26 protein-coding genes are annotated in these 26,512 nt (G+C 70.9%); 8 read left to right on the forward strand and 18 right to left on the reverse strand.

Features of this window, described 5'->3' with window-relative positions; all coding sequences use genetic code 11:
- Position 1: 1 nt before the first annotated feature.
- The 7 genes from trpA to hisI all read right to left on the reverse strand — a co-directional run bounded on the left by trpA (position 2) and on the right by hisI (position 5,585).
- Positions 2 to 823, reverse strand: a complete 822-nt coding sequence (trpA, locus tag ACQHIV_RS13605; RefSeq protein WP_427894239.1) for a tryptophan synthase subunit alpha — start codon at positions 821 to 823, stop codon at positions 2 to 4.
- Positions 820 to 2,028 (reverse strand): tryptophan synthase subunit beta, encoded by a 1,209-nt coding sequence (trpB, locus tag ACQHIV_RS13610; RefSeq protein WP_427894241.1) that lies wholly within the window; start codon positions 2,026 to 2,028, stop codon positions 820 to 822. The genes trpA and trpB overlap by 4 nt, the downstream gene beginning before the upstream one ends.
- A 79-nt stretch (positions 2,029 to 2,107) precedes the next feature.
- Positions 2,108 to 2,914: an indole-3-glycerol phosphate synthase TrpC gene (gene trpC, locus ACQHIV_RS13615; RefSeq protein WP_427894243.1), complete on the reverse strand. Its 807-nt coding sequence runs from the start codon at positions 2,912 to 2,914 to the stop codon at positions 2,108 to 2,110.
- Between the two features lie 13 nt (positions 2,915 to 2,927).
- Positions 2,928 to 3,173: an HGxxPAAW family protein gene (locus ACQHIV_RS13620; protein WP_427894245.1), complete on the reverse strand. Its 246-nt coding sequence runs from the start codon at positions 3,171 to 3,173 to the stop codon at positions 2,928 to 2,930.
- Positions 3,174 to 3,241: 68 nt separating this feature from the next.
- Positions 3,242 to 3,772 carry a Trp biosynthesis-associated membrane protein gene (locus ACQHIV_RS13625; RefSeq protein WP_427894247.1) on the reverse strand — a complete coding sequence of 177 codons (531 nt, stop codon included), beginning with the start codon at positions 3,770 to 3,772 and terminating at the stop codon, positions 3,242 to 3,244.
- On the reverse strand, positions 3,769 to 5,259 hold the full coding sequence (locus ACQHIV_RS13630; protein WP_427894249.1) for an anthranilate synthase component I: 1,491 nt from the start codon (positions 5,257 to 5,259) through the stop codon (positions 3,769 to 3,771). The genes ACQHIV_RS13625 and ACQHIV_RS13630 overlap by 4 nt, the downstream gene beginning before the upstream one ends.
- Positions 5,256 to 5,585 (reverse strand): phosphoribosyl-AMP cyclohydrolase, encoded by a 330-nt coding sequence (gene hisI, locus ACQHIV_RS13635; protein ID WP_427894251.1) that lies wholly within the window; start codon positions 5,583 to 5,585, stop codon positions 5,256 to 5,258. Before hisI ends, ACQHIV_RS13630 begins: the two co-directional genes overlap by 4 nt.
- An 89-nt stretch (positions 5,586 to 5,674) precedes the next feature.
- Here hisI and ACQHIV_RS13640 point away from each other — a divergent pair, with 89 nt between their 5' ends.
- Positions 5,675 to 6,790, forward strand: a complete 1,116-nt coding sequence (locus tag ACQHIV_RS13640; protein WP_427894252.1) for a dipeptidase — start codon at positions 5,675 to 5,677, stop codon at positions 6,788 to 6,790.
- Here ACQHIV_RS13640 and ACQHIV_RS13645 read toward each other — a convergent pair.
- Positions 6,787 to 7,641, reverse strand: a complete 855-nt coding sequence (locus ACQHIV_RS13645) for a GNAT family N-acetyltransferase (protein ID WP_427894254.1) — start codon at positions 7,639 to 7,641, stop codon at positions 6,787 to 6,789. The two genes, ACQHIV_RS13640 and ACQHIV_RS13645, sit on opposite strands and share 4 nt — an antisense overlap.
- A gap of 90 nt (positions 7,642 to 7,731) precedes the next feature.
- Between ACQHIV_RS13645 and ACQHIV_RS13650 the strand changes: the two genes are divergently transcribed.
- On the forward strand, positions 7,732 to 8,040 hold the full coding sequence (locus ACQHIV_RS13650; protein ID WP_427894256.1) for a Fe-S cluster assembly protein HesB: 309 nt from the start codon (positions 7,732 to 7,734) through the stop codon (positions 8,038 to 8,040).
- Positions 8,041 to 8,127: 87 nt separating this feature from the next.
- Here the strand turns inward: ACQHIV_RS13650 and ACQHIV_RS13655 are convergent, their stop codons facing one another.
- Together ACQHIV_RS13655 and ACQHIV_RS13660 are read right to left on the reverse strand one after the other, a co-directional pair.
- Positions 8,128 to 9,936 (reverse strand): ABC transporter ATP-binding protein, encoded by a 1,809-nt coding sequence (locus tag ACQHIV_RS13655; RefSeq protein WP_427894258.1) that lies wholly within the window; start codon positions 9,934 to 9,936, stop codon positions 8,128 to 8,130.
- Complete coding sequence (locus ACQHIV_RS13660) at positions 9,933 to 11,762, reverse strand: ABC transporter ATP-binding protein (RefSeq protein ID WP_427894260.1); 1,830 nt, start codon at positions 11,760 to 11,762, stop codon at positions 9,933 to 9,935. Before ACQHIV_RS13660 ends, ACQHIV_RS13655 begins: the two co-directional genes overlap by 4 nt.
- A gap of 94 nt (positions 11,763 to 11,856) precedes the next feature.
- Here ACQHIV_RS13660 and ACQHIV_RS13665 point away from each other — a divergent pair, with 94 nt between their 5' ends.
- Complete coding sequence (locus ACQHIV_RS13665) at positions 11,857 to 12,498, forward strand: TIGR03085 family metal-binding protein (protein WP_427894261.1); 642 nt, start codon at positions 11,857 to 11,859, stop codon at positions 12,496 to 12,498.
- On the opposite strand, the gene ACQHIV_RS13670 is transcribed toward ACQHIV_RS13665, so the two are convergent.
- The 4 genes from ACQHIV_RS13670 to ACQHIV_RS13685 are packed head-to-tail and all read right to left on the reverse strand — an operon-like array spanning position 12,484 to position 17,294.
- Complete coding sequence (locus ACQHIV_RS13670) at positions 12,484 to 13,077, reverse strand: DedA family protein (RefSeq protein ID WP_427894262.1); 594 nt, start codon at positions 13,075 to 13,077, stop codon at positions 12,484 to 12,486. The genes ACQHIV_RS13665 and ACQHIV_RS13670 overlap by 15 nt on opposite strands.
- A complete protein-coding gene (locus tag ACQHIV_RS13675) occupies positions 13,074 to 13,838 on the reverse strand; it encodes an MBL fold metallo-hydrolase (RefSeq protein ID WP_427894264.1) in 765 nt (254 codons plus the stop codon). Before ACQHIV_RS13675 ends, ACQHIV_RS13670 begins: the two co-directional genes overlap by 4 nt.
- The gene (locus tag ACQHIV_RS13680) at positions 13,839 to 15,938 is read right to left on the reverse strand and encodes an alkaline phosphatase family protein (protein ID WP_427894266.1); all 2,100 of its coding nucleotides are present in this window, start codon (positions 15,936 to 15,938) and stop codon (positions 13,839 to 13,841) included.
- A gap of 60 nt (positions 15,939 to 15,998) precedes the next feature.
- Entirely contained in the window at positions 15,999 to 17,294 is a 1,296-nt protein-coding gene (locus tag ACQHIV_RS13685; protein ID WP_427894268.1) for a family 43 glycosylhydrolase, read from the reverse strand.
- Positions 17,295 to 17,473: 179 nt separating this feature from the next.
- On the opposite strand from ACQHIV_RS13685, the gene dacB reads away from it, so the two are divergent.
- From dacB to ACQHIV_RS13710, 5 genes are read left to right on the forward strand one after another with little or no spacing between them, the layout of a single operon-like run.
- Positions 17,474 to 19,009, forward strand: a complete 1,536-nt coding sequence (gene dacB / locus ACQHIV_RS13690) for a D-alanyl-D-alanine carboxypeptidase/D-alanyl-D-alanine endopeptidase (RefSeq protein ID WP_427894270.1) — start codon at positions 17,474 to 17,476, stop codon at positions 19,007 to 19,009.
- A 41-nt stretch (positions 19,010 to 19,050) separates the two neighbouring features.
- The gene (locus ACQHIV_RS13695; RefSeq protein WP_427894272.1) at positions 19,051 to 20,001 is read left to right on the forward strand and encodes a GNAT family N-acetyltransferase; all 951 of its coding nucleotides are present in this window, start codon (positions 19,051 to 19,053) and stop codon (positions 19,999 to 20,001) included.
- On the forward strand, positions 19,998 to 21,254 hold the full coding sequence (locus ACQHIV_RS13700) for a GNAT family N-acetyltransferase (RefSeq protein WP_427894274.1): 1,257 nt from the start codon (positions 19,998 to 20,000) through the stop codon (positions 21,252 to 21,254). Before ACQHIV_RS13695 ends, ACQHIV_RS13700 begins: the two co-directional genes overlap by 4 nt.
- Positions 21,255 to 21,271: 17 nt before the next feature.
- On the forward strand, positions 21,272 to 21,862 hold the full coding sequence (locus tag ACQHIV_RS13705; protein WP_427894276.1) for an ArsR/SmtB family transcription factor: 591 nt from the start codon (positions 21,272 to 21,274) through the stop codon (positions 21,860 to 21,862).
- Positions 21,862 to 23,115 (forward strand): MFS transporter, encoded by a 1,254-nt coding sequence (locus ACQHIV_RS13710; RefSeq protein WP_427894278.1) that lies wholly within the window; start codon positions 21,862 to 21,864, stop codon positions 23,113 to 23,115. The genes ACQHIV_RS13705 and ACQHIV_RS13710 overlap by 1 nt, the downstream gene beginning before the upstream one ends.
- Here ACQHIV_RS13710 and ACQHIV_RS13715 read toward each other — a convergent pair.
- From ACQHIV_RS13715 to hisF, 4 genes are all read right to left on the reverse strand, one after another.
- A complete protein-coding gene (locus ACQHIV_RS13715) occupies positions 23,112 to 24,704 on the reverse strand; it encodes an MDR family MFS transporter (RefSeq protein ID WP_427894280.1) in 1,593 nt (530 codons plus the stop codon). The two genes, ACQHIV_RS13710 and ACQHIV_RS13715, sit on opposite strands and share 4 nt — an antisense overlap.
- Positions 24,704 to 25,210 (reverse strand): MarR family winged helix-turn-helix transcriptional regulator, encoded by a 507-nt coding sequence (locus ACQHIV_RS13720; protein WP_380195837.1) that lies wholly within the window; start codon positions 25,208 to 25,210, stop codon positions 24,704 to 24,706. Before ACQHIV_RS13720 ends, ACQHIV_RS13715 begins: the two co-directional genes overlap by 1 nt.
- Before the next feature lie 86 nt (positions 25,211 to 25,296).
- The gene (locus tag ACQHIV_RS13725; RefSeq protein ID WP_427894281.1) at positions 25,297 to 25,752 is read right to left on the reverse strand and encodes a MarR family winged helix-turn-helix transcriptional regulator; all 456 of its coding nucleotides are present in this window, start codon (positions 25,750 to 25,752) and stop codon (positions 25,297 to 25,299) included.
- Complete coding sequence (hisF, locus tag ACQHIV_RS13730; RefSeq protein ID WP_325037157.1) at positions 25,749 to 26,510, reverse strand: imidazole glycerol phosphate synthase subunit HisF; 762 nt, start codon at positions 26,508 to 26,510, stop codon at positions 25,749 to 25,751. The genes ACQHIV_RS13725 and hisF overlap by 4 nt, the downstream gene beginning before the upstream one ends.
- Positions 26,511 to 26,512: the final 2 nt, after the last annotated feature.

Raw genomic sequence — 26,512 nt, forward strand, 5'->3', positions numbered from 1 at the left:
ACTAACGATCGGCCGGTTTGCGAGGTTCCCGGCGGACCCCGGCGGACAGGTCCTCGGCGAGCGTCCGGACGGCGGCCGCGCCGCCGTCGCCGAGCGCCCGGACCAAAGCCGCACCGACGATCGCCGCGTCCGCGAACGCGGTCACGCCGGCCGCCTGGTCACCGTTGGAGATGCCGAGACCGACACCGACCGGCAGCCCGGTCGCCGCGTGCGTCCGGGCCACCAGCGGCGCCGCCAGCTCCGACGGCTTGTCCCGCGCACCGGTGACACCCATCACGGCGGTCGCGTACACGAATCCGCGGCAGGCCGCGGTGGTCATCGCGATCCGCTCGTCGGTCGACGACGGCGACACCAGGAACACCTTGTCCAGGTCGTGCTTGTCGGCCGCCGCGATCCACTCCGCGCCCTCGTCCGGGATCAGGTCGGGCGTGATCAGCCCCGCTCCCCCGACGCGGGCGAAGTCCGCCGCGAACCGGTCCACGCCGTACCGCTCGACCGGGTTCCAGTACGTCATCACGAGCACCGGTACGTCGGAGTACGCCGCCAGCTTCTCGACCGTGCTGAGCACGTCGCGGGTACGCAGACCGCCCGCGAGCGCGATCTCGGTGGCCCGCTGGATCGTGACGCCGTCCATCACCGGGTCGCTGTACGGCAGGCCCAGTTCGACCACGTCGGCGCCGCCGTCGACGAGCGCCTTCAGCCCGTCGAGCGCGCCGTCGTACGTCGGGTACCCGGCCGGCAGGTAGCCGATGAAGGCGCCGCGGCCCGCGTCGTTCGCCTTCCGGATCGCGGCTCCGGCCTTGCCCAGGGCAACCTCGCTCATTCCCCGGATCCCTTCTCGCCCAGCCCGAACCAGGTCGCGGCCGTGTCCATGTCCTTGTCGCCGCGGCCGGACAGGTTGACCAGGATGGTTGCCTCCGGCCCCAGCTCCTTCGCGATCTCGAGCGCGCCCGCGACCGCGTGCGCGGACTCGATCGCCGGGATGATGCCCTCGGTCCGGGACAGCAGCCGGAACGCGTCCATCGCCTCCGCGTCGGTGATCGGCCGGTACGACGCCCGCCCGGTCTCGGCCAGCCACGCGTGCTCCGGGCCGACGCCCGGGTAGTCCAGGCCCGCGGAGATCGAGTGCGACTCGATCGTCTGCCCGTCCTCGTCCTGCAGCAGGAAGGACCGCGCACCGTGCAGTACGCCGACCTGCCCGGCGGTGATCGTCGCCGCGTGCCGGCCGGTCTCGAACCCGTCGCCGCCCGGCTCGATGCCGTACAGCTTCACGGACTCGTCCGGGATGAACGCGGTGAACAGGCCGATCGCGTTCGACCCGCCGCCGACCGACGCGACCGCGGCGTCCGGGAGCGTGCCGGTCAGCGCGAGCGTCTGCTCGCGGGCCTCGTCGCCGATGCCGCGGACGAAGTCGCGCACCATCGCCGGGAACGGGTGCGAACCGGCCGCCGTACCGAGGATGTAGTGCGTCTTGTCGACGCTGGCGACCCAGTCGCGGAGCGCGTCGTTGATCGCGTCCTTGAGCGTCCGGCTGCCGGTCTTGACCGAGATCACCTCGGCGCCGAGCAGCCGCATCCGGGCCACGTTCAGCGCCTGCCGCTCGGTGTCGACCTCGCCCATGTAGACCACGCACTCGAGGCCGAGGTACGCGCAGGCGGTCGCGGTCGCGACGCCGTGCTGGCCGGCGCCGGTCTCGGCGATCACCCGCGGCTTGCCCATCCGCTTGGTCAGCAGCGCCTGGCCGATCGCGTTCCGGATCTTGTGCGCGCCGGTGTGGTTCAGGTCCTCGCGCTTCAGCAGGATCCGCGCACCGGCCACGTCCGACAGCCGGGTCGCGTCGTACAGCAGGCTCGGGGCGCCGATGTAGTCGCGCAGCATCCGCTCGAACTCACCGGTGAACTCCGGGTCGGCCATGGCCTCGCGCCAGGCCGTGGTGAGCTCGTCGAGCGGCGCGATCAGCGCCTCCGGCATGAACCTGCCGCCGAAACGGCCGAAGTGCCCGAACTGGTCGGGCAGCACAGTACTCATCCGACAAAACCTTCCAAGCCCGGCCCAGACGGCACGGGAGAGTTTCTTTCCCGGTGCCGTTTGGACCGGCCCGGATGTACTAGTGCCGCTGCTGGATGGCGGGGTGCGATCCGGCGGCGACGAGGTCGGCGACCGAGGCGCGGGGATCGCGGCCGGTCACCAGAGTCTCACCGACGAGGACGACATCGGCCCCGGCGCGCGCGAACTCGATTACATCATGCGGGCCGCGGACACCGGACTCGGCCACCCGGACCAGCTCGGTCGGGATCGTCGGCGCGACCCGGGCGAAGGTGTCCCGGTCGACCTCGAGGGTCTTCAGGTTCCGGTTGTTCACGCCGATGAGCTGGGCGCCGGCGTCCACCGCACGCCGGGTCTCCTCCTCGTCGTGCACCTCGACCAGCGGGCAGAGGCCGATCGACTGGGCCCGCTCGATCAGCGAGACCAGCGGCTCCTGCTCGAGCGCGGCCACGATCAGCAGCACCATGTCGGCGCCCGCCGCCCGGGCCTCCCAGAGCTGGTACGACGAGACCACGAAGTCCTTGCGCAGCACGGGCACGTCCACCCGGCCGCGGACCGCGCGCAGGTCGTCCAGGCTGCCGTTGAACCGGCGCTCTTCGGTCAGCACCGAAATCGCCGCGGCACCACCCTGCTCGTACTCCCCGGCCAGCGCGGCCGGGTCGGTGATCTCGGCCAGGTCGCCCTTGGACGGGCTGGACCGCTTCACCTCGGCGATCACCGCGATGCCGTCGCCGCGGAACACCGGCATCGGGTCCTTCGCGTCCGGCTTGCGCTGGGCCTCCAGCTTCAGGTCGTCCAGGCTGACCCGCGCCTGGCGCTCCGCGAGGTCCTCCCGGACCCCGGCGAGAATGTCGTCAAGCACAGTCATGTCCGTCCGCCCTTCAGAGGTGGCCGTCGGTCGGTACCCCGAAGCCGAGCAGCTGCAGCACCTTGCCGGCCAGCGCACCGATCACCGCGATGCCGACCGAGATCCAGAACAGCACCCAGTTCGGCCCGAGCACCATCGCGATGGCGCCGACCGTGAACGCGACCAGCACGATCGCCACCGCCGTCCACGCCGCGGGGCTGTTGCCGTGCAGATCGTGCGGAGCCTCCTCCTCGATCCGGTCGGCCCCTTGATTCGCCACCGTATTGTCCATAGTTGGCGCCACTCCTCCTCGTCGTCCCGTCCTATTGTGGCGGTAGCCCTCCGCGATCAGAGAGTCGGGTCCTCCCCGGCGTCGATCGCCTTCCACTGATCGGCCGGTGCGGCGGCCGGATCACGCTCGTACCGCTGCGTAGGCCGCCGCCATCGGCCCGCCGTCAGCACGGTCAGCAGCCCCGCCGCCAGCAGCGCGACCCCACCCACCAGTGCCAACCACGGCGCCGGCCCGGTGGACTGCGTGACCTGGTTCGCCAGTACGTCGCTGAGCTCGGGCCGCAGCCTGCTCAGTTCAGGGCCATCAGGGCGGACCGTCAAAGCGACGACGATCGCAGCTACTCCGAGCAGCACGACCAGAGCGCCCAGAACTCTTCGTAAGGCTGTGCCGGCGAGCTTGGTGACGACGATGGCGATCACGCCCGCGAGCGCGAGCGTGACGGGCGCCTTCGTGATCGTGTAGCCGCTGAGGTGGACGGCGAGGCGTCCGTTCCCCGGATCGGCCGACACCCACGTCAGGTAGCCCGACAGCCCGAGCAGCACGAGCGCCGCGACGGCGAGCAGGTCGACGATCCGCTGGAGTCTCATACTTCGCTGAACGTTCCCGCGACCGCGATCGCGTTCAGTACGGCGGCCGCCTTGGTCCGGCACTCCGCGTCCTCGGCGGCCGGGTCGGAGTCCGCGACGATCCCGGCCCCGGCCTGTACGTACGCCGTCCCGCCGCGGAGCACCGCGGTCCGGATCGCGATCGCGGTGTCCGCGTCGCCGGCGAAGTCCAGGTAGCCGACCACGCCGCCGTACACCCCGCGCCGGGTGACCTCGAGCTTGTCGATGATCTCCATCGCCCGCGGTTTCGGTGCCCCGGACAACGTTCCGGCCGGGAACGCCGCGGTCAGCGCGTCGAACGCCGTCCGGCCGGCCGCCAACTGCCCGGTAACGGTGGACTCGAGGTGCATCACGTGGCTGTACCGCCGGACGTCCATGAAGTCCACGACCTCGACGGTGCCCGGCGCGCAGACCCGGCCGACGTCGTTGCGGCCGAGGTCGACCAGCATCAGGTGCTCGGCGCGCTCCTTGGCGTCCGCGCGCAGCTCCTCCTCCAGCGCGTGGTCCTCCTCCGGGGTCGCGCCGCGGCGGCGGGTGCCGGCGATCGGGTGCAGGATCACCTTGTTCTCGGTGACCTTGACCAGGGCCTCCGGGCTGGAGCCGACGATGTCGAAGCCGTCCAGGCGGACCAGGTACATGTACGGGCTCGGGTTGGACCTTCTGAGCACCCGGTAGATGTCGAGAGCGCTCGCGGTGCTCTGCAGCTCGAACCGCTGCGAGACGACGATCTGGAACGCCTCGCCCGCGCGGATCTCCTCCTTGGCGTGCTCGACCGCCTGCCGGTACTCCGCGCTCGACCGCTGCCGGTGCGGGTCCGGCTCCGCCTGCCGGTCGGCGCGGACGACGTACGACGGGGTCGGCCGCGCCAGGTCCCGCTCCATCGCGTCCAGCCGGCGGACGGCGTCCGCGTAGGCCTCGTCGACGCGGTCGTCGGAGTCGTCCCAGTTGACCGCGTTCGCGATCAGCCAGATCTCACCGGTCTCGTGGTCGAGCGCGGCCAGGTCGGTCGCGAACAGGAACGTCAGCTCGGGCAGCCCGAGGTCGTCGGTCGTTGTGTCCGGCAACCGCTCCAGCCGGCGAACGGCGTCGTACCCGAGGAAGCCGACCATGCCGCCGGTGAGCGGCGGCAGGCCCGGCAGCCGCGGGGTGTGCAGGATCTCCAGCGTCTCCCGGAGCGCCCGCAGCGGGTCGCCGGTCTGCGGCAGGCCGACCGGCGGGTTGCCGGTCCACACGGCCTCGCCGTTCCGCTCGGTCAGCGTCGCGGCCGAGCGGACGCCGATGAACGAGTACCGCGACCAGACGCCGCCGTTCTCCGCGGACTCCAGCAGGAACGTGCCCTCGCGCTCGGCGGCCAGCTTGCCGTACACCCCGATCGGCGTCTCGGCGTCGGCCAGCAGCCGGCGGGTGACCGGGATGACCCGGCGGTCCTTCGCGTACTCGCGGAACGTCTCCAGCTCGGGGACCGTCACACCGCCACCTCGATCTCGCCGTGCTCGAAGCAGCTGCGGGTGCCGGTGTGGCAGGCCGGGCCTTCCTGGTCGACGAGCACCAGCAGGGTGTCCGCGTCGCAGTCGACGAGCACCTGCTTGACGTGCTGACGATGGCCGCTGGTCTCGCCCTTGACCCAGTACTGCTGCCTGCTGCGCGACCAGAAGGTACTGCGTCCGGTCGCCGCGGTACGGCGTACTGCCTCGGCGTTCATCCAGCCCACCATCAGGACCTCGCGCGTGTCGTACTGCTGCACCACCGCCGGGATCAGCCCGGCCGCGTCGAAGGTCAACTCGTCGATGTTCACCCGTCCATTGTCGCTGATCACAAGTCGGGGCCTGACAACGGTGTGCGCCGACGAACTCCGGCGCGTGGATTGCTGACAAGATGGCCGGCATGACGACGAGTGAGGCACGGGTTCAGGCGGCGCTGGCGGACCATCCGGTGATCGACGGGCACAACGACCTGCCGATCGCGTTCTACGAGTTGTGCGGGTACGACCTCGACGCGCACGACCTTGCCGGGTCCGTGCCGCAGCTCAACACCGACCTGCCGCGGCTGCGGACCGGGCACGTCGGCGGGCAGTTCTGGTCGCTGTGGGTGCCGCAGGACGAGCACGCCGTACGGCGGACCTTCGAGCAGCTGGACTTCGTCCGGCGACTGGTCGAGCGGTTCCCGGACGACCTCCAGCTGGCGGACACCGCCGACGACGTCGAGGCCGCGATCAAGGCCGGCCGGGTGGCGTCGCTGACGGGGATGGAGGGCGGCCACTCGATCGGCGAGTCCCTCGGCGTGCTGCGGGTGATGCGGTCGCTCGGCGTCCGGTACATGACGCTCACGCACAACGACAACGTGTCCTGGGCGGACTCCGCGACCGACGAACCGGTGCTCGGCGGGCTGAACGAGTTCGGCGAGCAGGTGGTCCGGGAGATGAACCGGATCGGGATGCTGGTCGACCTCTCGCACGTGTCCGCGGACACCATGCGGCACGCGCTCCGGGTGACCGGCGCGCCGGCGATCTTCAGCCACTCGTCGGCCCGGGCGGTCTGCGACGTCCCGCGGAACGCACCGGACGACGTACTGGAGACGCTGGCCGCGAACGACGGCGTCTGCATGGTGACGTTCGTGCCGATGTTCGTCTCGCAGGCGTACGCCGACTGGGTGCAGGACGCCCAGGCGAAGGCGAAGGAGGCGGGCCTGAACGTGTACGGACCGGAGCACCGCGCGCAGGTCGAGGAGCTGGTCGGCCGCCCGCGGCCGCAGGCCACGCTCGCGGACGTGGTCGCGCACGTCGAGCACGTCCGGGAGGTCGCCGGGATCGACCACATCGGCGTCGGCGGCGACTACGACGGCTGCCCGGACTTCCCGGTCGAGCTGCCGGACGTGGCGTCGTACCCGGTGCTGTTCACCGAGCTGGCCGACCGCGGCTGGAGCACCGAGGACCTCGGCAAGCTTGCCAGCGGCAACATTCTCCGCGTGCTCCGGGCCGCGGACGACGTGGCCACTGCCTAGGCTTCGCGGACCTGGGCGCGGATCTCCGCCAGCGGCTGGAGACCCGCGGCCTCGTAGGTCGCGACTGCGCCGACGTTGGTCGCGGGCGTGACCGTGTAGACGCTGGACGCGCCCAGGTCCTGCAACGCCTGGGCGCAGGCGAGCACCATCTTGGTGCCGTACCCGCGGCCGCGGTGCAGGTTGTGGCCGCCCATCGGCTCGATGTAGCCCGGGCGCCCGGCACCGGCCGACCACACGGTCGCGGCCGCCACCGACTCCCCGAGGTCGTTGCGCAGCACGAGACACCGCGCGTCCTCGTACGGCAGGCCGTCGGACATCGCGAACCAGCGCTCGTTCGTGAAGGTCGACCCGGCGAAGGACGCCCGCTGGACCCCGACCCGCTCGTGCGCCTCCTCCGCGCCGATCACATCGACGCGGGCGCCCGGGTCCGGCACCGGAGTGCTCAGGTCGCGGCGGACCGGGACCCACGGGGCGTCCGGGTTCCAGCCCTCCTTGAACAGCAGGTCCTGGACCATCGCGCCCATCGGCGTCTCGACGAACACCTTGCCCTCGACCAGCACCTCGGCCGCGTCCCCGGCGATCCGCCGCGCCAGCTCCTCGTCGCGCTGCAGTTCGGGGGCGATCGACATCCGCAGCCAGTCCGGCTCGTCGAGCATGCCGATCGCGACGATCTCGCCGTCCCGCCGCCAGATCCGGGTCGCCGCCGCGGTCCGCTCGATCCCGAACCGCCAGAACCACCCGAGATCCCCCGGGTGCAGCTGCAGCGGCACGTCCTCCCGGGTCCACTCCCGCAGCACCGCCACGACGCTGCCCAGCTCCTCGGTCCCCGCCGTACTCAACTCGATCGCCATCCCCCGATCACACACCATCGCCGCGACGTTTGTGATTCCGGGTTGCGGGCACGGGGCGGGAGCTATGACAACCGACGGATGGAGTGGGCTGTGCTGACCCTGACTGAGAACGCGACGCTGGTGATCAAGAGCATCACCGGGGTCGAGGGCGCGCCGGCGGGGGCCGGGGTGCGGATCTCGCAGGAGAACCCGGCGGATCCGGCGCTCGCGGTGACCACGACCGAGGCTCCGCAGCCGGGAGACCAGGTCGTCGAGGAGGCCGGTGCCCGGGTCTTCCTCGAGCAGAACGCCGCGAACGCCCTCGACGACAAGATCCTGGACGCGGCGGTGGACGACAAGGGTGGTGTCGAGTTCCTGCTGGTCCCCCAGCCGGGACCTGGAACCGCGCCGACGGCATGATCGCCGTACCGGAGAACGGGTAGTACTGACCGTCCTCGGCCGCCGGCGGCCCACGCTGAGCGTGACCAATGCCGCCGGCGGCGAGGACTACCCGTTCTTCGGTACGCCGCTGCTCTGCGCCACCCAGCTCTGATGCAACCGCGAGTAGACCCCGCCCGCGGAAACCAGCCGCGCATGCGGTCCGCGCTCCACGACGACGCCCTCGTCGAACACCAGGACCTCGTCGGCGGCCTCGGCCGTCGACAACCGGTGCGCGATCGTGACCGACGTACGGCCGGCCATCAGCCGCTCGAGCGCCGCGTTCACCCGGACCTCGGTACCGGGGTCGACCGCCGAGGTCGCCTCGTCCAGCACCAGCAGGTCCGGGTCGGCGATGTTCGCGCGGACCAGCGCGACCAGCTGCCGCTCCCCCGCGGACAGCGACTCGCCGCGTTGCCCGACCGGTGAGTCCAGCCCGTCCGGCAGCGACTCCAGCCAGTCCGTCAGCCCGAGCGACTCGAACGCGGCCAGCAGCTCCGCGTCGGTCACCTCCGGCCGCCCGAACCGCACGTTGTCGGCCAGCGACGCGTCGAACAGGTACCCGTCCTGCGGCACCATCACGACCCGCTCCCGCAGCGAGTCGAACGAGATCTCCCGCGCGTCCACCCCGTCCAGCCGGACCGCGCCGGAGGTCGGGTCCATCAGCCGGGTGAGGAGCTTCGCGAACGTCGTCTTGCCGGATCCGGTCTCGCCGACGACCGCGACCCGTCGCCGCGGCTCGATCCGGACGTCGACGTCCCGCAGCACCAGCTCGCCCTCCGGGTACGCGAAGTCGACGTCGGCGAACTCCACCGTGATCGGACCACGCGCCTGCCGAACGCCGTCCTCCCCCGGGTCCGCGACGTCGGCCGGCGTCGCGATCACGCCGAGCACCCGCCGCCAGCCGGCGAACGCACTCTGAGCGTCGGTCAGGACCTGCGTCGCGATCTGCACCGGGTCCGAGAACAGCGCGACCAGGAACATGAACGCGAGCAGCTCACCCAGCGTCGCCTGCTTGTCCACGCCCAGCAGCACGCCGACCGTCAGTACGCCGGCGTTCGCCAGCCCGGCGGCCAGACCGCCGATCGAGAACGTCACCCCGGTGATCGCCTGCGCCCGGGTCGCCGTCTTCCGGTAGTCCTCGATCGAGGCGTCGATCCGGTCCTGGGTGCGCTGCTCGATCGCGTACGAGCGGACCACCTGCGCGCCGACCACCGGCTCCGCGATCGCCGACAGCATCTCGCCGACCTTCGCCCGGACCACGCCGTACGCCGCAGACATCGCGCGCTGCAGGTACTTCAGGCTGCCGAACAGCGGGACGAAGCAGAGCAGCACGACCAGCGCGAGCTGCCAGGAGTAGAAGAACATCACGATCGTCGCGAGGAACATCTGCCCGAGGCTGACCAGGAAGATGAACCCGCCGAACTGCAGGAACTGCGACACCGTGTCGACGTCCGACGTGACCCGGCTGACCAGCGCGCCGCGGCGCTCGGTGCTCTGGGTCAGCACCGGCAGGTCGTGCACGTGCCGGAACGCCTTGATCCGCATCGTCGCGAGCCCGTGCTCGGAGTTGACCGCGAGCCGGACGGTGGTCAGGTACGACGCGCCCGCGGTGAGGATCACGCCGAGCGCGCACACCAGGCACATCCAGGCGACGTACGACATGTTCGGGCCGTTCGGCCCGGACAGGCCCTTGTCGATGGTCTGCTGGACGGCGATCGGTACGACGATCCGCCCGGCCGTCATGGTCAGCGCGAGAATCCCGGTCAGCCACCACCCACGCGCCAACTCCGGCGAGACCTTCAGGCCCTCCTTGAGGGTCTGCATCCCACCCGCGTTGTCGCCGTGGTCAAGACGACTCGCCTCTGCGGCACTCACGCCGACACCTCTTCTTCTTCCTCGCGCCGTTCGGCGTCCTTCTCGTACGCGTCCACCAGGTCCCGGTACGCCGGGGTCGACGCCTGCAGCTCGGTGTGCGAGCCGTGCGCCTGGATCCGGCCCTCGTCCAGGAACAGCACCTCGTCGGCGAGCGAGATCGTCGCCTTCCGGTACGCGATCACCAGCACGGTCGTCGCCGCCCCGGCGTCCTCCTGGACGGCGGACCGCAGGCCGGCCAGGATCCGGGCCTCGACCTGCGGGTCGACCGCGCTCGTCGCGTCGTCCAGGATCAGCAGCCGCGGCCGCCGGACCAGTGCGCGGGCGAGCGCGATCCGCTGCCGCTGCCCGCCGGACAGCGTCGTACCGCGCTCGCCGACCCTGGTGTCCAGGCCGTCGGCCAGCGCCTTCACGAAGCTGTCGCCCTGGGCGATCCGGAGCGCGTCCCAGACGTCGTCGTCGGTGTAGTCCGTTGTGTCACTGCCGAGCGTGATGTTGCCGCGGATCGTGTCGTCGAACAGGAACGCCGTCTGCGCGACCAGCGCGACCGATCCGGCCAGCTCGTCGCGGGCCAGCTCGCGCAGGTCGATGCCGTCGACCTTCACCGCGCCCTGCTCCGGGTCGACCAGCCGGGTCAGCAGCGTGGTCATCGTGGACTTCCCGGCCCCGGTCGGCCCGACGACCGCGACGGTCCTCCCGGGCTCGACGGTGAAGTCCACCCCGGCGAGTACGTCGCGCTCCGGGAGGTACCCGAACCGGACGCCGGCCACCTGCAGCCGGGCCGCCTTCGCCGACGTGAGCCGGGCCTCGCCGTACTCCATCCCGCCCTCCGCGGTCAGCACGCGCTGCACCCGGTCCCAGCCGACGACCGAGCGCGGGAGCTCGCCGAGCACCCAGCCGAGCGCCCGGATCGGGAACCCGATCAGCGTGAACAGGAACGCCACCTGGACCACGTCGCCCGCGTCCGCGCCACCCGAGCGGACCCGCCCGACGCCCACCAGGAGCACCGCGAGGACGCCGAGCCGGGGCAGGCCGTCGATCACCGGGTCGAACATGCCGCGGGCCTTGTTCACCGCGATGTTCGCGTCCCGGAGCGCGTACGTCGGGCCGCGGAAACGCTCGGTCTCGGCCGCCTCGCGGCCCAGCGTCTTCACCACCAGCGCGCCGTCGAAGGACTCGTGCGCCACCTCGGAGACGTCCGCGCGGAGCTGCTGCGCGCGGGTCGCGAGCGGCTGCAGGTACCGCTGGAAGATCACGTTCGCGACGAACACCAGCGGGAACACCAGGCAGCCGACCAGCGCCAGCCAGACGTCCGCGGCGAACATCGCGACGGTCGCGAACACCAGCATCGCGATCACACCGATCGCCATCGGCAGCGGCGCGATCACGAACCAGGTGGACTCCACGTCGGCGTTCGCGTTCGACAGCAACATGCCGGTGGAGTGCTGGTGGTGCCACTCGAGCGGCAGCTTCAGGTACTGCCGGGTGACCCGGCGGCGGTACGTCGCCTGCAGCCGGAACTGCATCACGCCCGCGCCGAGGCGGCGGCCGACGACGCCGATCGCGTTCAGGATCGCGATCCCGATGAACAGCGAGATCAGCGCCGCGATCGTGCCGCCGCTGACGTCGCCGCGCTCGAACGCCGGGCGGATCAGGTGGTCGGTGGACCAGCCGAGCGCCCAGCCGCCGGCCACGGTCATCCCGCCGTACAGCATGCTGGCGAGCACGGACAGCGCGAAGATGCCCGGCTCCTCCCAGATCGCCACGCGCAGCACGCCGAAACCTCTCCGGGTGACGCTGCCCTTGGCCGGGACTTTCGGGACAGGCAAAACAGGCTCCAGGGCAGTCAGGTGCATAGGTGGGACACAGGCATGACAACGATTGACATTCTGCCATTCCCCACCGACAACTACGATCGGATATGTGACCGACTACAGCCGGGTAGAACGACTCGCACTGTGTGATCTGTTCGACGACGTCGGGCCGGCCGCCGCGACGTTGTGCGAGGGCTGGGACGCCTACGACCTCGCGGTGCATCTCTACGTGCGGGAGGCCGATCCGATGGCCGGTCCGGGGCTGGTGATCTCCGCGTTCGCGGAGACGACCGAGCGCCGGATGAAGCGGGTGAAGGAGCGGTACGGCTTCGCCGACGTGGTCGGCAAGGTGCGGAACGGGCCGCCGCGGGCGTCGCTGTTCGCGGTGCCGAAGCTCGGCGGCCAGCTCAACACCTCGGAATACTTCATCCACCACGAGGACGTCCGGCGCGCCCAGCCGGGGTACGAGATCCGTACGCTGCCGGCCGACCAGCAGGACGGCCTGTGGAAGGGGCTCCGGCTGGCGGCGCGGTCGATGGCCCGCAGGTCGCCGACCGGACTGGTGCTCGCCCGGCCGGACGGTACGTCGGTGGTCGCCAAGCAGCCGACGTCGCTCGGCACCGTGACGGTGACCGGTGAGCCTGCGGAGCTCGTGCTGTTCTGCAGCGGGCGGCAGGCGGTGGCCGACGTACGACTGGACGGCGAGGCGGAGGCGGTGGAGCAGCTCCGGCACGCGTCATTCGGTCTTTGACGCGGCCTTCGACCGGCGGCGGGCGCGCTGGATCAGGCTGCTGACGACCGTGGTCAGGATGACCAGCACGATCGCCGCCAGCACGCCCTGCCACGGCTCGTCGAAGAGCGCGTAGCCGAGCAGGCCGATCGCCATGTAGACCGCGGCCCACAGCGACGAGGCGGCCAGGTCGACGATCGCGAACCGCTCCCAGCGGTACCCGGCGAGGCCCGCCGCGAGCAGCACCGGCACCCGGCCGCCAGGGATCAGCCGGGACGTGAGCAGGACGCCGATCTCGTGCTCGGCCAATCGGTCCCGCAGCGCGTCCAGCGAGGCGTTGTCCCGCAACCACCCGATCCGCTTCGCGAGCCGCTCACCGCCGAACCGGCAGCCCGCGTACACGATCAGGTCGCCGACGTACGCACCACCCGCACCGGCGATCAGGACGCCGACCAGTCCGATCGGGTGACTGTGCGAGGCCAGTACGGCGCCCGCCGACACCGCGGCCCCGGTCGGCAGCACGGGCAGCACCGCCCCGATCAGCACCGCCCCGGCCAACGCGAACAAGTACCACAGGTCAAAGGTGGCGTCCCCGTTCATGCGGGTACCTCAAGCGAACCGCCGGGTGTCAGGACCTCGACCTTCACTCCGGGGTCGACGTCGGTCATCGCGGTCTTGAACCTCTCCCCCGGTGGCAGGAACAGCTCCGGCTTGATCCAGTCGCAGCCGATCGGCCAGAACGTCCCGAAATGTACCGGTACCGCGGTCGCCGCGCCGACCCGCCGCACCGCCTCGGCCGCCCGGACCGGGTCCAGGTGCCCGGGGCCGAGCGACGGCCCCCAGCCGCCGACCGGTACCAGCGCGACGTCGACCGGCCCGGCCTCCGCCGCGAGACCGTCGTACAGGTCGGTGTCCCCGGCGAACCAGACACTCGGCGAGCTGTCGATCCGGTACCCGACCGCGGGCGCGGAGTACGACGACCACGGCAGCCGGCGGCCGTCGTGGTCGGCGGTGACCACGTCGATCTGCAGCGACCCGATCTTCAACTGGTTGCCGGGAGCAACCTCGATGCAGCGGTCCGAGTACAGCGGCCCGCTGTCGGCGTGGATCAGCTTCGCGGCACCGCGCGGCACGACCAGCGCGGCGTCCGGCGAGATGAACGGCAACGACGTCAGATGCAGGTGGTCGGCATGCAGATGCGACACCAGCACCGCGTCGCAGTCACCCGCCTCGGGCAGCGGCGCCGGCCCGCGGCGGCGCCGCAGATGCGCGATCCGCGCGGTCAGCACCGGATCCGTGAGCAGCCGCGTACCGCTCGCCTCGATCGTGCTGGTGGCATGACCCCACCAGGTGACGCGCATTCAGGCCTCTACCTTCGACTCGACCGGTTCCCGCTGGTCCTTGCGCTGCCCCAGCTTCTCCAGCCAGCCGATCAGCACCTCGTGGATCGCGTCCGAGCCTACGGGAGGCTCGCCGAGCACCCAGCGGCTCGGGTGCACCAGCACCGCCTCGGTCTGCCAGCCGCCGATCCCGCCGTGGCAGCCGACCAGTTCCTCGAACGCCGCCACCTCGTGGGTGTACTCGTCGAGCCGGCTGACCACGACGAGGTCCCCGTTGTGCGGCATCCCCGCCTGCCGGAGCATCGAGGCGGCGGCGAGTTCGCCGTACGGCGTCAACGGGTCCTCCCCCTCGACCCGCCCGGAGCGCAGTACGTGGACCCCGGCGGCGCCGATCGCGACCGGGCCCTCGGCGAGCGAGTCGACGACCACGAACCCGATCCCGGGATGCGTCGCGAGACCCGGGATCAGCTTCGGGTGCAGCAGCTCGATCTCCTCCAGCGGGACCCGGCCGGGGGTGGTCGCGAGGTAGATCAGCGCGAGGTTTCCGGACGCCGTGACGACCATCTGCTCGTCCGGGGCGACCGGCGGCTCGCAGTCCTTCGGGCCGAGCTCGACCTCGCCGGTCTTCACGTGCAGCGCCTTCCGGGTCACCGATCCGGCGACGCTGCGGCGCATCGTGAGCTCGGTGAGGAACGCGTTCACCTGGCCCCAGCCCTCCGACTTGCCGACCGCCTGGACCGGCTCCTTGGTGGTGTCGACCAGGTCGTCGACCACCTCGGCGAGGGTCCGCCCGTACCGCTGCAGGAACGTCGAGCCCTGGCTCTGGCCGTGGTCGGACAGGACGACGATCTCGTACGAGTGCGGCAGGATCTCGATGATCCGCCGGAGCGCGCCGAGCACCCGGTCCAGGCCCTCCAGCGTCTGCAGCGACTCGGCCCGGGTCGGCCCGGCGTGGTGCGCGACCTCGTCGTAGTCGACGAAGTCGCAGTAGACCACCGGCGTACCCTTCACCAGCTCGTCCGTGATCAGCGAGACGTTCAGGTCGCGGAGCAGGACGTTGGTGATCGCGCGCAGGAAGATGTACCCGCCGCCGCGCTTCACCCGCGGGACCAGGTGCCGGACGCGCTGTCGGCGGGCCTGGTGCAGTTCCTTGATCACCTCCGCCACGCACAGGATCAGGCCGCGCGCGGCCCCCTGCGGGCTGGAGAAGAACCGGATGTAGCCGCGGCTGCGGCTGGTCGGCAGGGCGGCCCGGCTGAAGACCAGCTCGCACTTCTCGGCGTCGCCGGACCAGTTGTTGCTGATACTGACGCCGCCGTCCGCGAGCAGCCCGCGCCCGGTCGACATCCGCTTCTCGATCTCCGCCGCGTCCCGGGCCCGGTTGGTGACCATCACCCGGCCGGTCTCCTTCTCGTACCACCGGAACGCCGGGATGTGCAGCGAGCCGCCGTGCAGGATGCCGGCCTGGCTGGCGGGCGTGGTCGCCGGTACGCCGGTGTGCCAGGTCTGCAGCGAGTGGTTGCCGTCCCGGATCCAGCCGCCGAGGTTCGGCAGGTTGCCGGCCAGCACCATCCAGTTCAGCAGCGGCGCGGACAGGCCGTCGATCTGGACGATCAGCATCCCGGTCTTCGGCGCGGGCTGGATCCGCCGGGCGCGGCGGTGCACGACCCGCATCACCTCGGCGACGTACGCGTCGTCGCTGCCCGCGTACGCGACCCAGCCGACGAAGGCGCTGATCGACGACATCACGATGGACACCAGCACCGGCGCCTCGACGCCGCCGTGCAGGTCGACGCCGGGGTCGACGGTGATCCCGAGGTACACCACCGCGAACTGCGACAGCAGGCCGCCGACGAGGACGCCGATCGACCCGATCAGGACCGCGATCCCGGCCAGGATCCAGCGCATCAGCACCGAGAACACCGCCAGCAGCACGACCAGCCGGAAGATCGGCAGCCGGCCGTCGCTGCTGATCTGGGGCAGCAGCCAGAATGTGATCGTCAGCGTGATCAGCGACGCGAGGCCGCCGTACAGCATGGCACCCAGGCCGCGTCCGGTACGGCGGAGATCCAGCCATACCGGACGTCGTCGCCGGGAGATCTGTTCTGGTGGTTTTGCCATGCTATAGACAGCCTGCTTCCCCGTAGTACTTGTGCACTACGAGACTACGGGGTCAGGCTCTTACTGCACTTCGAGGTAGTCGACCTCCGTGTACAAGTTGCCCTTGGTCAGCCGGATCGTGTTCCACCCGGCGTTCAGCGTGACCGGGACCGCACTCTCGTGCCAGTTGTCCCAGCCCGTCACGGGATAGCTGACCGAGCCCGCGTTGTTGCCGTTGACAACGAGCCCGTGGCTGGCGGTGGACGCCGAACCGTTGGCGTACCCGACGTACAGCGTGTAACTGCCCGCGACCGGCGCGAACACGGTGTTCTCCACCCACGAGTCCGCGTAGTCGATGTACGCGACCACCTTGCCGTCCGACGCGCCGGCCGCGTTCGACCGGACCGTGCAGTGATTGAGCGTCCCGCGCTCAGCTTCGTACCGGACCCGGCTGCCGCGGACCACCGGGTAGTCGTTCGCGTACCCGACGTCCGCGACGTACAGGTGCCGGCCACCGTTCACCCAGCCGTGCAGGAACACCTTGCCGCCGACGAAGTCCGCGCCGCCCGGCCCGCACACGTGGCTGTCGAACGTCGCGGTCGTCATCAACGGCCGGTACGCCGTGGTCCACGGACCGCCGAGGCTCTTCGACGTCGCGTACGACGTGAGGTAGTTGCAGTCGCTGTACCCGCCGCTCGAGAAGTACAGCACGTACTGCGAGCCGCGCTGCACCAGGTCGGGCGCCTCGATGATGCCGCTCGAGGTCAGCATCGCGGTGTTGCCGCCGACCAGCGTCTGGCCGTTGTTCGCGGTCTTGGTGAGCCAGAGCGTCGACGGCTGGCTGACCGCGTTGCCGTCGTTCTTCCAGACCAGGTAGCGGGTGCCGTCGTTCGCGACGAACGTGTTCGGGTCGATGGCGCCGCCGATGTCGAGCGGGCAGATCAGCGGGGCCGTACCGACGGGCTGGAACGGGCCGAGCGGACTGGTGGCGGTGGCGACGCCGATGCACTGCCGGCCGGACGCCTTGTGCCAGGCGGTGTAGGTGAGCGTATAAGTGCCGTCCGGGTTCGGGTAGACGTCCGGTGCCCAGGTGCGGCCGGGCTGGGCCCACGCGCTCGACGGGCCGCCGGGCATCGCGTCGCCGCGGATCGTCCACGGCCCGTCGGCGCTCGGCGCGGAGGTGACCGGGACGGTGCCGCGGCTGCCGTTGGTGGCGTACGCGTACCAGGTGCCGTTCTGCTCGAAGACGTCCGGGTCGGGGAAGTTCTCGCCGATGATCTCGCTCGGGAACACGGCCCCGGCGGCCGCGTGCGCTGGTACGGACAGGAACGTGGTCAGGCTCAGTGCGGCCACCAAGGCCGCCAGAAGTCGTCTCATGGGTGACTCCTCAGGTGGGGCGGATACCTGCGGATCCACTTTTACATCGATTCACCTGAAACACCACGCCTCAATCACTGGACCCTGAAGATTCCGGGGTGGAGACTCCCGCTAGTTGATTTCCGCCTGGATCAAGGGAGTATCTCGTGAGTCTTTTACCGAGAGTGTCGGGACGCGGGATGGTGGCCGCCGTGGCCGCGGTCGCCGCGGTCGGCGGCGGCTTCGTCGGGCAGTCGGCGGCGACGCCGGCCGCCGTGCAAGCGACCCCGCTGCAGCAACGGCTGGACGGCCTGCTGAACGACAGCCGGTACGACGGTTCGCAGGTCGCGCTCGTGGTCCGCGACGCGACCACCGGCGAGACCCTGTACGACAAGAACGGCGCCGAGCGGCTGCTGCCCGCGTCGAACACCAAGCTGTTCACCTCGACGGCCGCGATGCACACGCTCGGCCCGTCGTACCGCTTCCACACCGACGTCCTCGCCACCGCACCCGTCCGCGGTGGACAGCTGCTCGGTGACCTCTACCTCAAGGGGTACGGCGACCCGACCGCGCTGGAGTCGGACTACGCCGGCCTCGCCAAGCAGCTCAAGGCGGCCGGCGTCCGCCGCGTCTTCGGCGACCTGGTCGCGGACGACACGTACTTCGACCACGTCCGCCTCGGCGACACCTGGTCCTGGGACGACGAGCCGTACTACTACAGCGCCCAGATCTCCGCGCTGACGCTGGCGCCGAACACCGACTACGACTCTGGTACGGCGATCGTCGAGACCCGTCCGGGTGCCGCCGCGGGCGCTCCGGTGAAGCTCGACCTGCTGCCCGCGAACGGCGTACTCAAGCTGGTCAACACCGCGACCACCGGCGCGGCCGGCTCCGCGAACACGATCAGCGTCGACCGCGACCACGGCACGAACGTCGTCCGGATCACCGGGTCGATGCCGCTCGGGTCCGCGGTCGAGCAGGACTGGGTGACCGTCTGGGAGCCCGAGCTGTACGCCGCCGACGTGTTCCGCCGGGCGCTCGCGGCGCAGGGCATCACGGTCAGCGGCACGATCAAGAACGCGGCGACCCCGGCCGGCGCGGGACGCCTCGCCCGGGACGAGTCGATGACGGTCGGCGAGCTGATGACGCCGTTCCTCAAGCTCTCCAACAACATGCACGCCGAGACGCTGGTCAAGACGATGGGCGCGGTCGCGGAGGCCGACGGCAGCTGGCCGGCCGGGCTCGACGTGGTGACGAAGTACGCCAAGTCCCTCGGCGTCGACACCAGCCGGATCCGGCTGTCCGACGGCTCCGGCCTGTCCCGGAAAGTGAATGTCACCGCGGACTCGGTCACCGACGTTCTGATCGGTGCGCAGAAGGAGTCGTGGTGGAAGCAGTGGTACGACGCGCTGCCGATCGCGGGCAACCCGGACCGGTTCGTCGGCGGCACGCTGCGCAGCAGGATGCAGAACACCCCGGCCGCGAACAACCTGCACGGCAAGACCGGCTCGCTCACCGGGGTCACCGCGCTGTCCGGGTACGTCACGAACAAGGACGGCCGGAAGCTCGTGTTCTCGATGATCAGCAACAACTACCTGGTCAGCCCGCGCTCCATCGAGGACGCGGTCGGCGTCACGCTCGCGTCGTGGTCCGACCAGGCTCCCCCGCCGGCCGTCGTCGCGCCGTTCAAGGCCGCCTCGCCGGCGTGTGAGTCGGAGTGGGACAAGGCCTGCTAATCCGTTCGACAGGTGCGGCGGTCATTCACCACGATGGGCGAATGACCGCCGTACTGCCTGACAGGTACTCCGTGCGTCCACCGGCGAAGGAGGACGCGCGGGCGCTCCTCGAGTTGGTGTCCGACTACAACACCTCGGTCGTCGGCTTCGCCGACTACACCCTGCAGGACGCGGAGGACCAACTCACCGAGCCCGGCTTCGACCCCGGGACCGACGGCTGGCTGGTGTTCGACGGGGATCGCCTGATGGGGTACGCGGCGGTGTTCGGCAAGGGCGATCACCGCCAGCTCGACGCGGACGTGGTCACCACCGACGTCGCCGTGGAGGCCTATCTCCTCACGGAGGTCCTCACGCGGACGGCGGAGTTCGCTCGAAGCTACGGGCATTCGTCGGTCCAGCTCGACGCCGTCAACTACCGGGCCGACACCGCCCGGGCGGAACGCCTGGCCGGCTACGGCTTCGCTCCGGGGACAACGTTCCACCGGATGCGGATCGACCACCACGGCGCTGTTGATGCGCCGGAGGTTCCGGCGGGGGTTGTGGTTCGGCGGGGTGCTCCGGACGAGGCGAGCCGGCGGGCGGCGCATGCGGTCCTGAACGCTGCCTTCGACGGGCAGTTCGGGTTCACGCCGCGGCCGTTCGAGGAGTGGCAGGCGGCGCAGGAGAACCACTCGGCGTTCGACTGGTCGCAGCTGACGGTGCTGGAGGTGGACGGCGAGGCGGTCGCGATGCTGTCCGCGAACGACCAGTTCGTCGAGGACGAGGACTGCGGGTACGTCGGGCGGCTCGCCGTACTGGAGAAGGCGCGCGGGCAGGGCCTGGCGAAGTTCCTGCTGCGCGACCAGTTCGCGGTGGACGCGGCGAACGGGCGGGCCGGGACGATCCTGCACGTCGACACGAACAACCCGACACCGGCGCTCGGCGTGTACCTGTCCGTCGGGATGCGGGCCGTACTGGTGATGGAGGTCTTGCGGCGCGAGGTCGCGGCATGAGCCTGCCCGACGGGTACACCTGGCGGCCGATGCGGCTGGACGACGCGCCGCTGATCGCCGAGCGGTCCGCGGTCTACACGTCCGCGCTCCTGGGGTTCGCCAAACACAGCCCGGAAGACGTCGCCAACTACTTGCGCGACCCCGGGACGAATCCGGCCACCGACGGCTGGGTGGTCTTCGGCCCCGACGGTTTCGCCGGGTCGGCCACGGCGGTCCCGATCACCGGCGGCTCGCACCTCGTCGTCGACATCCTCAGCACCGAACCACCCGTCCTCAACTGGCTCCTCCAGAAGGCGGAAGAGCGCGCAACCGCAGCCTCCGCGCCCCCCGCCGCAACCCCCGCCGTCACCCCCGCCGCAACCCCCGCCGCCAGCCCCGCCGTCACCCCCGCCGCAACCCCCGCCGCCACGCCCGCCGCGACCCCCACCGTCACCCCCGCCGTCACCCCCGCCGCGACCCCCGCCGCGACCCCCGCCGTCACCCCCGCCGCCGCGCCCGCCGTCAGCCCCGCCGCCACGCCCGCCGCCACGCCCGCCGCGACCCCCGCCGCGACCCCCGCCGTCACCCCCGCCGCCGCGCCCGCCGTCAGCCTAGCCGCCACGCCCGCCGTCACCCCCGCCCTCACCCCCGCCGTCAGCGCCGCTGCCGGCCGCGGAGCGGCCGTGCTTCGGGTTGGGGCGATTCGACAGGATCAGCTGTTGCCGCATGTACTTGCCTCCCGGGGGTATGCGATCGGGACGTCGGTGCACCGGATGCGGATCACCTTCGACGGTCCGGTGGCGGAGCCCGCGGTGCCGGCCGGGATCGTCGTACGGCGGGGTGCTCCGGACGAGGCGAGCCGGCGGGCGGCGCACGCCGTACTGATGGAGGCGTTCGCGGAGCAGCCCGGGACGCTGCCGCGGCCGTACGACGAGTGGGTGGCGTCGCGGGAGAGCCGGTCGACGTTCGACTGGTCGCAGGTGACGGTCCTGGAACAGGCCGGGCAGGCGGTCGCGATGACCGAGTGCAACGACAACTTCGTCAGCACGGACAACTGCGGGTACGTCGGACGCCTGGCGGTCGTGTCCTCCGCCCGCGGGCGCGGGCTGGCCAAGTACCTGCTGTGGCACGCCTTCGCCGCCGACGCGGCCGCCGGCCGGACCGGCACGATCCTGCATGTCGACACCAGCAACCCGACCCCGGCCGTCGCCCTGTACACCGGCGTCGGCATGCGCCCGGACCTGATCAGCGACATCTGGACGCGGGAGATCTGAGAGATTACTCTCGAAACATGTCTCTCAGGAATCCGTACGGCGATTTCGAGATCACCGACCCGCAGGCGATGCGCGCGCTCGCGCATCCGGTCCGGCTGGCCGCGCTCAGCTACCTGCAGGGCAACAGCCCGGCGACGGCCACGCAGCTGTCCGAACACGTCGGCGCCTCCCCCTCGGTGACCAGCTGGCACCTGCGGCACCTGGCGCAGTTCGGGCTGGTGAAGGACGGTCCGCCGCCGAGCGGCTCGGACAAGCGGCAACGCTGGTGGTACGCCGCGTCCCGCGGGTTCCGGTACGAGATGCCGGACACCCCGGAAGGCGCCGAGGCCGGCCGGCTGCTGCGGGCCGAGGTCATGAACCAGGCCCTCGAGGCCGCGCAGAACTGGCTGGTCGACACCGAGCCGAACCTCGACCCGGAGTGGAGCCGGCGGGCCGGATCCGCGAACACACTGCTGGTCATCACCCCGGCCGAGGCGGACGCGATCGAGTCCGCGATCGAGGAACTGCTGGCGCCGTACGTCCGGCGCCGCGACGCCGGCGACCTGCCGCCGGACGCGCGGCCGGTCCGGCACCTGCGGATCTCCTTGCCCGAAGCAACGGATTCCTGATGAGGACGCTCGCCGCCACGAGCCTGTGGCGGGACCGGCGGTTCCGCCGGTTCTGGTCCGCGCAGGGCGTGTCCGAGTTCGGCGACCGGATCACCGAGCTGGCGCTGCCGCTGATCGCGGTGACGATGCTGGACGCCTCCCCCAGCCAGGTCGGTTTCCTGACCGCGGCGGTCTGGCTGCCGAACATCGCGTCGCTGTTCATCGGCACCTGGGTCGACCACCGCCGCGACAAACGCCCGCTGATGATCGCCGCCGACCTGACCCGGACGGTGCTGCTGCTGACGCTGCCGGTCGCCTACTGGCTCGGTTTCCTTGCCCTCGGCCACTTGTACGCGATCGCGGTCCTGGCCGGTACGGCGCATGTCGTGTTCAACACCGCGAACGCGTCGTTCTTCGTCCGGCTGGTGGATCGCGAGCAGTTCCTGGAGGCGAACAGCAAGCTGTCCGCGACCCGGTCGATCTCGTTCATGGGCGGGCCGGCCGTCGCCGGTCTGCTGGTGCAGTGGCTGAGCGCGCCGATCGCGATCGTCGTCGACGCGTTCACGTTCGTGTTCTCGGCGGTGCAGCTGAGCCGGCTGAAGATCGACCCAGGCCCTTCGGAGGAGTCCGGCGAGCCGATCCTGCGCCGGGCGGCGGCCGGGATGCGGTACGTGCTGAAGCATCCGTACATCAGCCGCAGCCTGGGCTGTGCCACCACGGTGAACTTCTTCAACCTGATGAGTACGGCGCTGCTGGTGCTGTTCGCGAGCCGCATCCTCGGGCTGTCCGCCGGGGTGATCGGCCTGGCGTTCGGCATCGGCGCGTCGGGCGGCCTGCTCGGCGCGGTCAGCGCCTCCCCGCTGAGTCGCCGGTTCGGCGCCGGGCCGGTGATCGCGTTCGGCGCGATCGTCTTCCCGACCTCGATCGCGATCGCCGCGCTGGCGAACGGCCCGCTGTGGGTGAAGGCGGTCGCGCTGGCGGCGGCCGAGTTCGTCGGGGCGTTCGCGGTCATGTGCTTCGACGTACCGCTGAACGCGTTGCAGGCCGTGGTCTGCCACGACCACATGCGCAGCCGGGTGGCAGGGGCGTTCAGCAGCATCAACTACGGCATCAGGCCGCTCGGCGCGGTCGCCGGCGGGTTCCTCGGCACCTGGATCGGTGTCCGCGAAACCCTCCTCGTCTCCGCCGCCGGCGGCCTGTTGTCCGTCGTCTGGCTGATCGGCTCCCCGATCATCCGCACCCGCGAACTGACCGGACTGGAGCCGCCCGGCTAGTCCTCGACCAGCTCCTCGACCGGGTCGGCCTTCGTGACCGTCTTGCGGAGCGGGACCTCCTTGATGAACACCACAGCGATCAGGCTGACCACCGCACAGGCGGCCGCGATCAGGAAGATCCGCCCGGTGGCGTCGCCGTACGCGTGCCGAACCAGGGCTGCCAGCTGCGGCGGCAGGTTCTTCACGTCGAGCAGGCTGGTGCTGCCGGAGCCGCCCTCCTGCAGTTTGCGCGCGGCCTCGGGCCCGTTCGGTCCGGCGAGGACACCGGCGACGATCAGGGTCTTGACCCGCGCGGCGAGCACCGCGCCGAGCGCCGAGACGCCGACCGCACCGCCGAGGCTGCGGAAGAACGCGACGGTCGCGGACGAGGCCCCGATCTGCGTGACGTCGACGGTGTTCTGTACCGCGAGCACCAGGTTCTGCATCGTCATACCCATGCCGAGGCCCATCGCCAGCATGCCGAGCCCGGTGTACCAGTACGGCGTGCTGTGGTCGATCGTGCCGAGGATCAGCAGGCCGACCAGCAGCAGGATGCCGCCGGACACCAGGTACCGCTTCCACTTGCCGTAGCGGGTGATCAGCTGCCCCGATCCGGCCGAGCCGACGAACGAGCCGAGCATCATCGGGATCGTCAGCAGACCGGCCTCGGTCGGGCTGTACCCGCGGGCGATCTGGAAGTACTGGCCGAGGAACAGCGCGCTGCCGAACATCGCGACACCGACCGACAGGCTGGCCACGATCGCCAGCGCGGTGGTGCGCTCCCGCACGACCTTCAGCGGGACGAGCGGCTCGGCGACCCGGTTCTCGACGAGTACGGCGAGGAAACCGGCCACGAGCGTGCCGCCGACGAACAGCGCGGACTCCCAGGACACCCAGGCGAAGTCCGTGCCGGCGAAGCTCACCCAGAGCAGCGGCAGGCTGGCCGCGATGCTGATCAGGATCGCACCGAGGTAGTCGATCTGCACCTTGCGCTTGAGCACCGGCAGGTGCAGGTACTTCTGCAGGATCACCAGGCTGACCACGGCGAGCGGGACGCAGACGTAGAAGCACCAGCGCCAGCCGAGCCACGAGGTGTCGACGATGACGCCGCCGATGAGCGGGCCGCTGACGGTCGCGACCGCCATCACCGCGCCCATGTAGCCGGAGTACCGACCCCGCGACCGGGGTGGGATCGCGGCGCCGATGATGGACTGGGCGAGCGCCATCAGACCACCCATCGCGAGACCCTGGAGGACCCGGGCACCGATCAGGAACGGCACGTTGTGGGACAGACCGGCCAGCGCAGACCCGATCACGAAGACCGAGATCGCGAGCTGGACCAGCAGCTTCTTGCTCACCAGGTCGGAGAGCTTGCCCCAGATCGGGGTGGACACCGTCGTGGCCAGCAGGCTTGCGGTGAGGACCCACGTGTACTGCGTCTGGGTGCCCTCGAGGTCCGCGATGATCGTCGGCAGCGCGTTGCTGACGATGGTCGAGCTCAGCATCGCCGTGAACAGCGCGGCGAGCAGGCCGATCAGGATCTCGAGGATCTCGCGGTGGGTGAGTTCCGGCGCAGCGGGCGTCTGCTGCCGGGTCTCGGTGACAGTCATTACTCTCCAGTCTTGGGGCTTTGCCTCACGAGTTTGTTGGCCTCGGTGATCGCGATCGCGACCCGCTGCATCGTTGCGGCGGCCGCTGTCATCGCGTCGTCGTCGAGGTCTGCCAACGCGGTTCTGAGTTGCCGGGTGTAGGCGGAGTACATGGCCTCCAGCCGGGCCTTGCCCTCGGCCGAGAGGCTGACCAGCCCGACCCGGGCATCGGCGGGATCCGGCCGACGGCTCACCAGTCCGTCGGCCTCCAGTGCGGTCAGCTGCCGGCTCACCACCGACGCGTCGACGCCGAGCTTGCCGGCGATCTCGCCGCCACGCTGCTCGCCGTCCTTCATCAGCACCTTCAGCACGCTCGCGTCGGATCGGCGCAGTCCGCCGTCGCCGCTGAGGTGCCGGTGCTCGATACAGCGCACGGCCCGGATCAGGGAACTGACCCCTTCGAGCAACTCCTGAGCCGCCGCATCCCGCTCTACCCCGGGGACAAGGGGTTGCTGAGCTAGTTGCATAACCCAACTATATACACAGATAGTTGGTTTCCACAACCATATGCGCAGGATGTGGACAAGTGGTTACTACCTGTGAGCCCGGCGCCTCAGCCGAGGTCGGTGTTCAGCCGGCCGAGGAGACGGCCGAGGTCGGCGAGGTCGGCCGGGTTCCAGCGGTCGAGGATCGCGCGGAACTCGGTCTGCCGCTGGGTGCGCATCGCCTCGTAGCGCTCGGCGCCGGAAGTGGTCAGCCGGAGCAGCCGGGCGCGGCCGTCGTCGGGGTCGCCGATGCGCTCGATCAGGCCGAGGTTCTCCAGCTGGGTGATGCCACGACTCACGGTGGACTTGTCGAGCCCGAGGACATGCGCCACGTCCGACGCGCGGACGCCCGTACTCGCGCCGAGCTCGATCTGGGAGATCAGCGCGTAGCCGGCCGCGTCCATGTCCGGGTGCACCCGCCGGGCCAGCCGCAGCGAGGCCGACCGGGACCGGCGGAACAGCGCGGACAGCTCCAGCTCGATCGCCGCGACCAGTTCCTCCGAGTGCTCCACCTTCGTACTCACCGAACCACGATCCCGGCGTCCCGGAGCGCCTGCTTCACGGCCGCGATCCGGAAGTCGCCGAAGTGGAACACGCTCGCCGCGAGGACCGCGTCCGCACCGGCCTGCACCGCCGGCGGGAAGTGCTCCGGCGCCCCCGCTCCCCCGCTGGCGATCAGCGGTACGTCGACCACCGCGCGGACGGCCTTGATCAGCTCCAGGTCGAACCCCTGCTTGGTGCCGTCGGCGTCCATCGAGTTCAGCAGGATCTCGCCCGCGCCGAGCTCGCACCCGCGCTGCGCCCACTCGATCGCGTCCAGCCCCGCGGACCGCCGCCCGCCGTGGGTCGTGACCTCGAACCCGCTCGGCTGCTCGGCGGACCGCCGTACGTCGAGCGACAGCACCAGCACCTGGTTGCCGAACCGGTGCGCGATCTCGCGGATCACCTCGGGGCGCGCGATCGCGCCGGTGTTGATCCCGACCTTGTCGGCACCCGCCCGGAGCAGCCGGTCCACGTCGGCCGCCTCGCGGACCCCGCCGCCGACGGTCAGCGGGATGAACACCTGCTCGGCGGTCCGGCGGACCACGTCGTACGTCGTCTCGCGGGAGCCCGACGAGGCGGTGATGTCGAGGAACGTGAGCTCGTCGGCGCCTTCGGCGTCGTACACCTGCGCCATCTCGACCGGGTCGCCCGCGTCGCGCAGGTCGGCGAAATTGACGCCCTTGACCACACGGCCGGCGTCGACGTCCAGACAGGGAATCACTCGTACGGCAAGGCTCACGC

The organism is Kribbella polygonati (genome assembly GCF_050320105.1).
Lineage (GTDB): Bacteria > Actinomycetota > Actinomycetes > Propionibacteriales > Kribbellaceae > Kribbella.

What these genes read in the sequence shown, in the direction of transcription:
- ACQHIV_RS13625 (WP_427894247.1), bottom strand. Translation starts at nt 3,772, where the DNA reads ATGAGACTCCAGCGGATCGTCGACCTGCTCGCCGTCGCGGCGCTCGTG.
- ACQHIV_RS13670 (WP_427894262.1), bottom strand. Translation starts at nt 13,077, where the DNA reads ATGAACGGGGACGCCACCTTTGACCTGTGGTACTTGTTCGCGTTGGCC.
- ACQHIV_RS13720 (WP_380195837.1), bottom strand. Translation starts at nt 25,210, where the DNA reads ATGCAACTAGCTCAGCAACCCCTTGTCCCCGGGGTAGAGCGGGATGCG.
- ACQHIV_RS13675 (WP_427894264.1), bottom strand. Translation starts at nt 13,838, where the DNA reads ATGCGCGTCACCTGGTGGGGTCATGCCACCAGCACGATCGAGGCGAGC.
- ACQHIV_RS13710 (WP_427894278.1), top strand. Translation starts at nt 21,862, where the DNA reads ATGAGGACGCTCGCCGCCACGAGCCTGTGGCGGGACCGGCGGTTCCGC.
- trpC (WP_427894243.1), bottom strand. Translation starts at nt 2,914, where the DNA reads ATGACTGTGCTTGACGACATTCTCGCCGGGGTCCGGGAGGACCTCGCG.
- ACQHIV_RS13640 (WP_427894252.1), top strand. Translation starts at nt 5,675, where the DNA reads ATGACGACGAGTGAGGCACGGGTTCAGGCGGCGCTGGCGGACCATCCG.
- ACQHIV_RS13645 (WP_427894254.1), bottom strand. Translation starts at nt 7,641, where the DNA reads ATGGCGATCGAGTTGAGTACGGCGGGGACCGAGGAGCTGGGCAGCGTC.
- ACQHIV_RS13705 (WP_427894276.1), top strand. Translation starts at nt 21,272, where the DNA reads ATGTCTCTCAGGAATCCGTACGGCGATTTCGAGATCACCGACCCGCAG.
- ACQHIV_RS13680 (WP_427894266.1), bottom strand. Translation starts at nt 15,938, where the DNA reads ATGGCAAAACCACCAGAACAGATCTCCCGGCGACGACGTCCGGTATGG.
- trpB (WP_427894241.1), bottom strand. Translation starts at nt 2,028, where the DNA reads ATGAGTACTGTGCTGCCCGACCAGTTCGGGCACTTCGGCCGTTTCGGC.
- trpA (WP_427894239.1), bottom strand. Translation starts at nt 823, where the DNA reads ATGAGCGAGGTTGCCCTGGGCAAGGCCGGAGCCGCGATCCGGAAGGCG.
- ACQHIV_RS13715 (WP_427894280.1), bottom strand. Translation starts at nt 24,704, where the DNA reads ATGACTGTCACCGAGACCCGGCAGCAGACGCCCGCTGCGCCGGAACTC.
- dacB (WP_427894270.1), top strand. Translation starts at nt 17,474, where the DNA reads ATGGTGGCCGCCGTGGCCGCGGTCGCCGCGGTCGGCGGCGGCTTCGTC.
- ACQHIV_RS13685 (WP_427894268.1), bottom strand. Translation starts at nt 17,294, where the DNA reads ATGAGACGACTTCTGGCGGCCTTGGTGGCCGCACTGAGCCTGACCACG.
- ACQHIV_RS13700 (WP_427894274.1), top strand. Translation starts at nt 19,998, where the DNA reads ATGAGCCTGCCCGACGGGTACACCTGGCGGCCGATGCGGCTGGACGAC.
- ACQHIV_RS13695 (WP_427894272.1), top strand. Translation starts at nt 19,051, where the DNA reads ATGACCGCCGTACTGCCTGACAGGTACTCCGTGCGTCCACCGGCGAAG.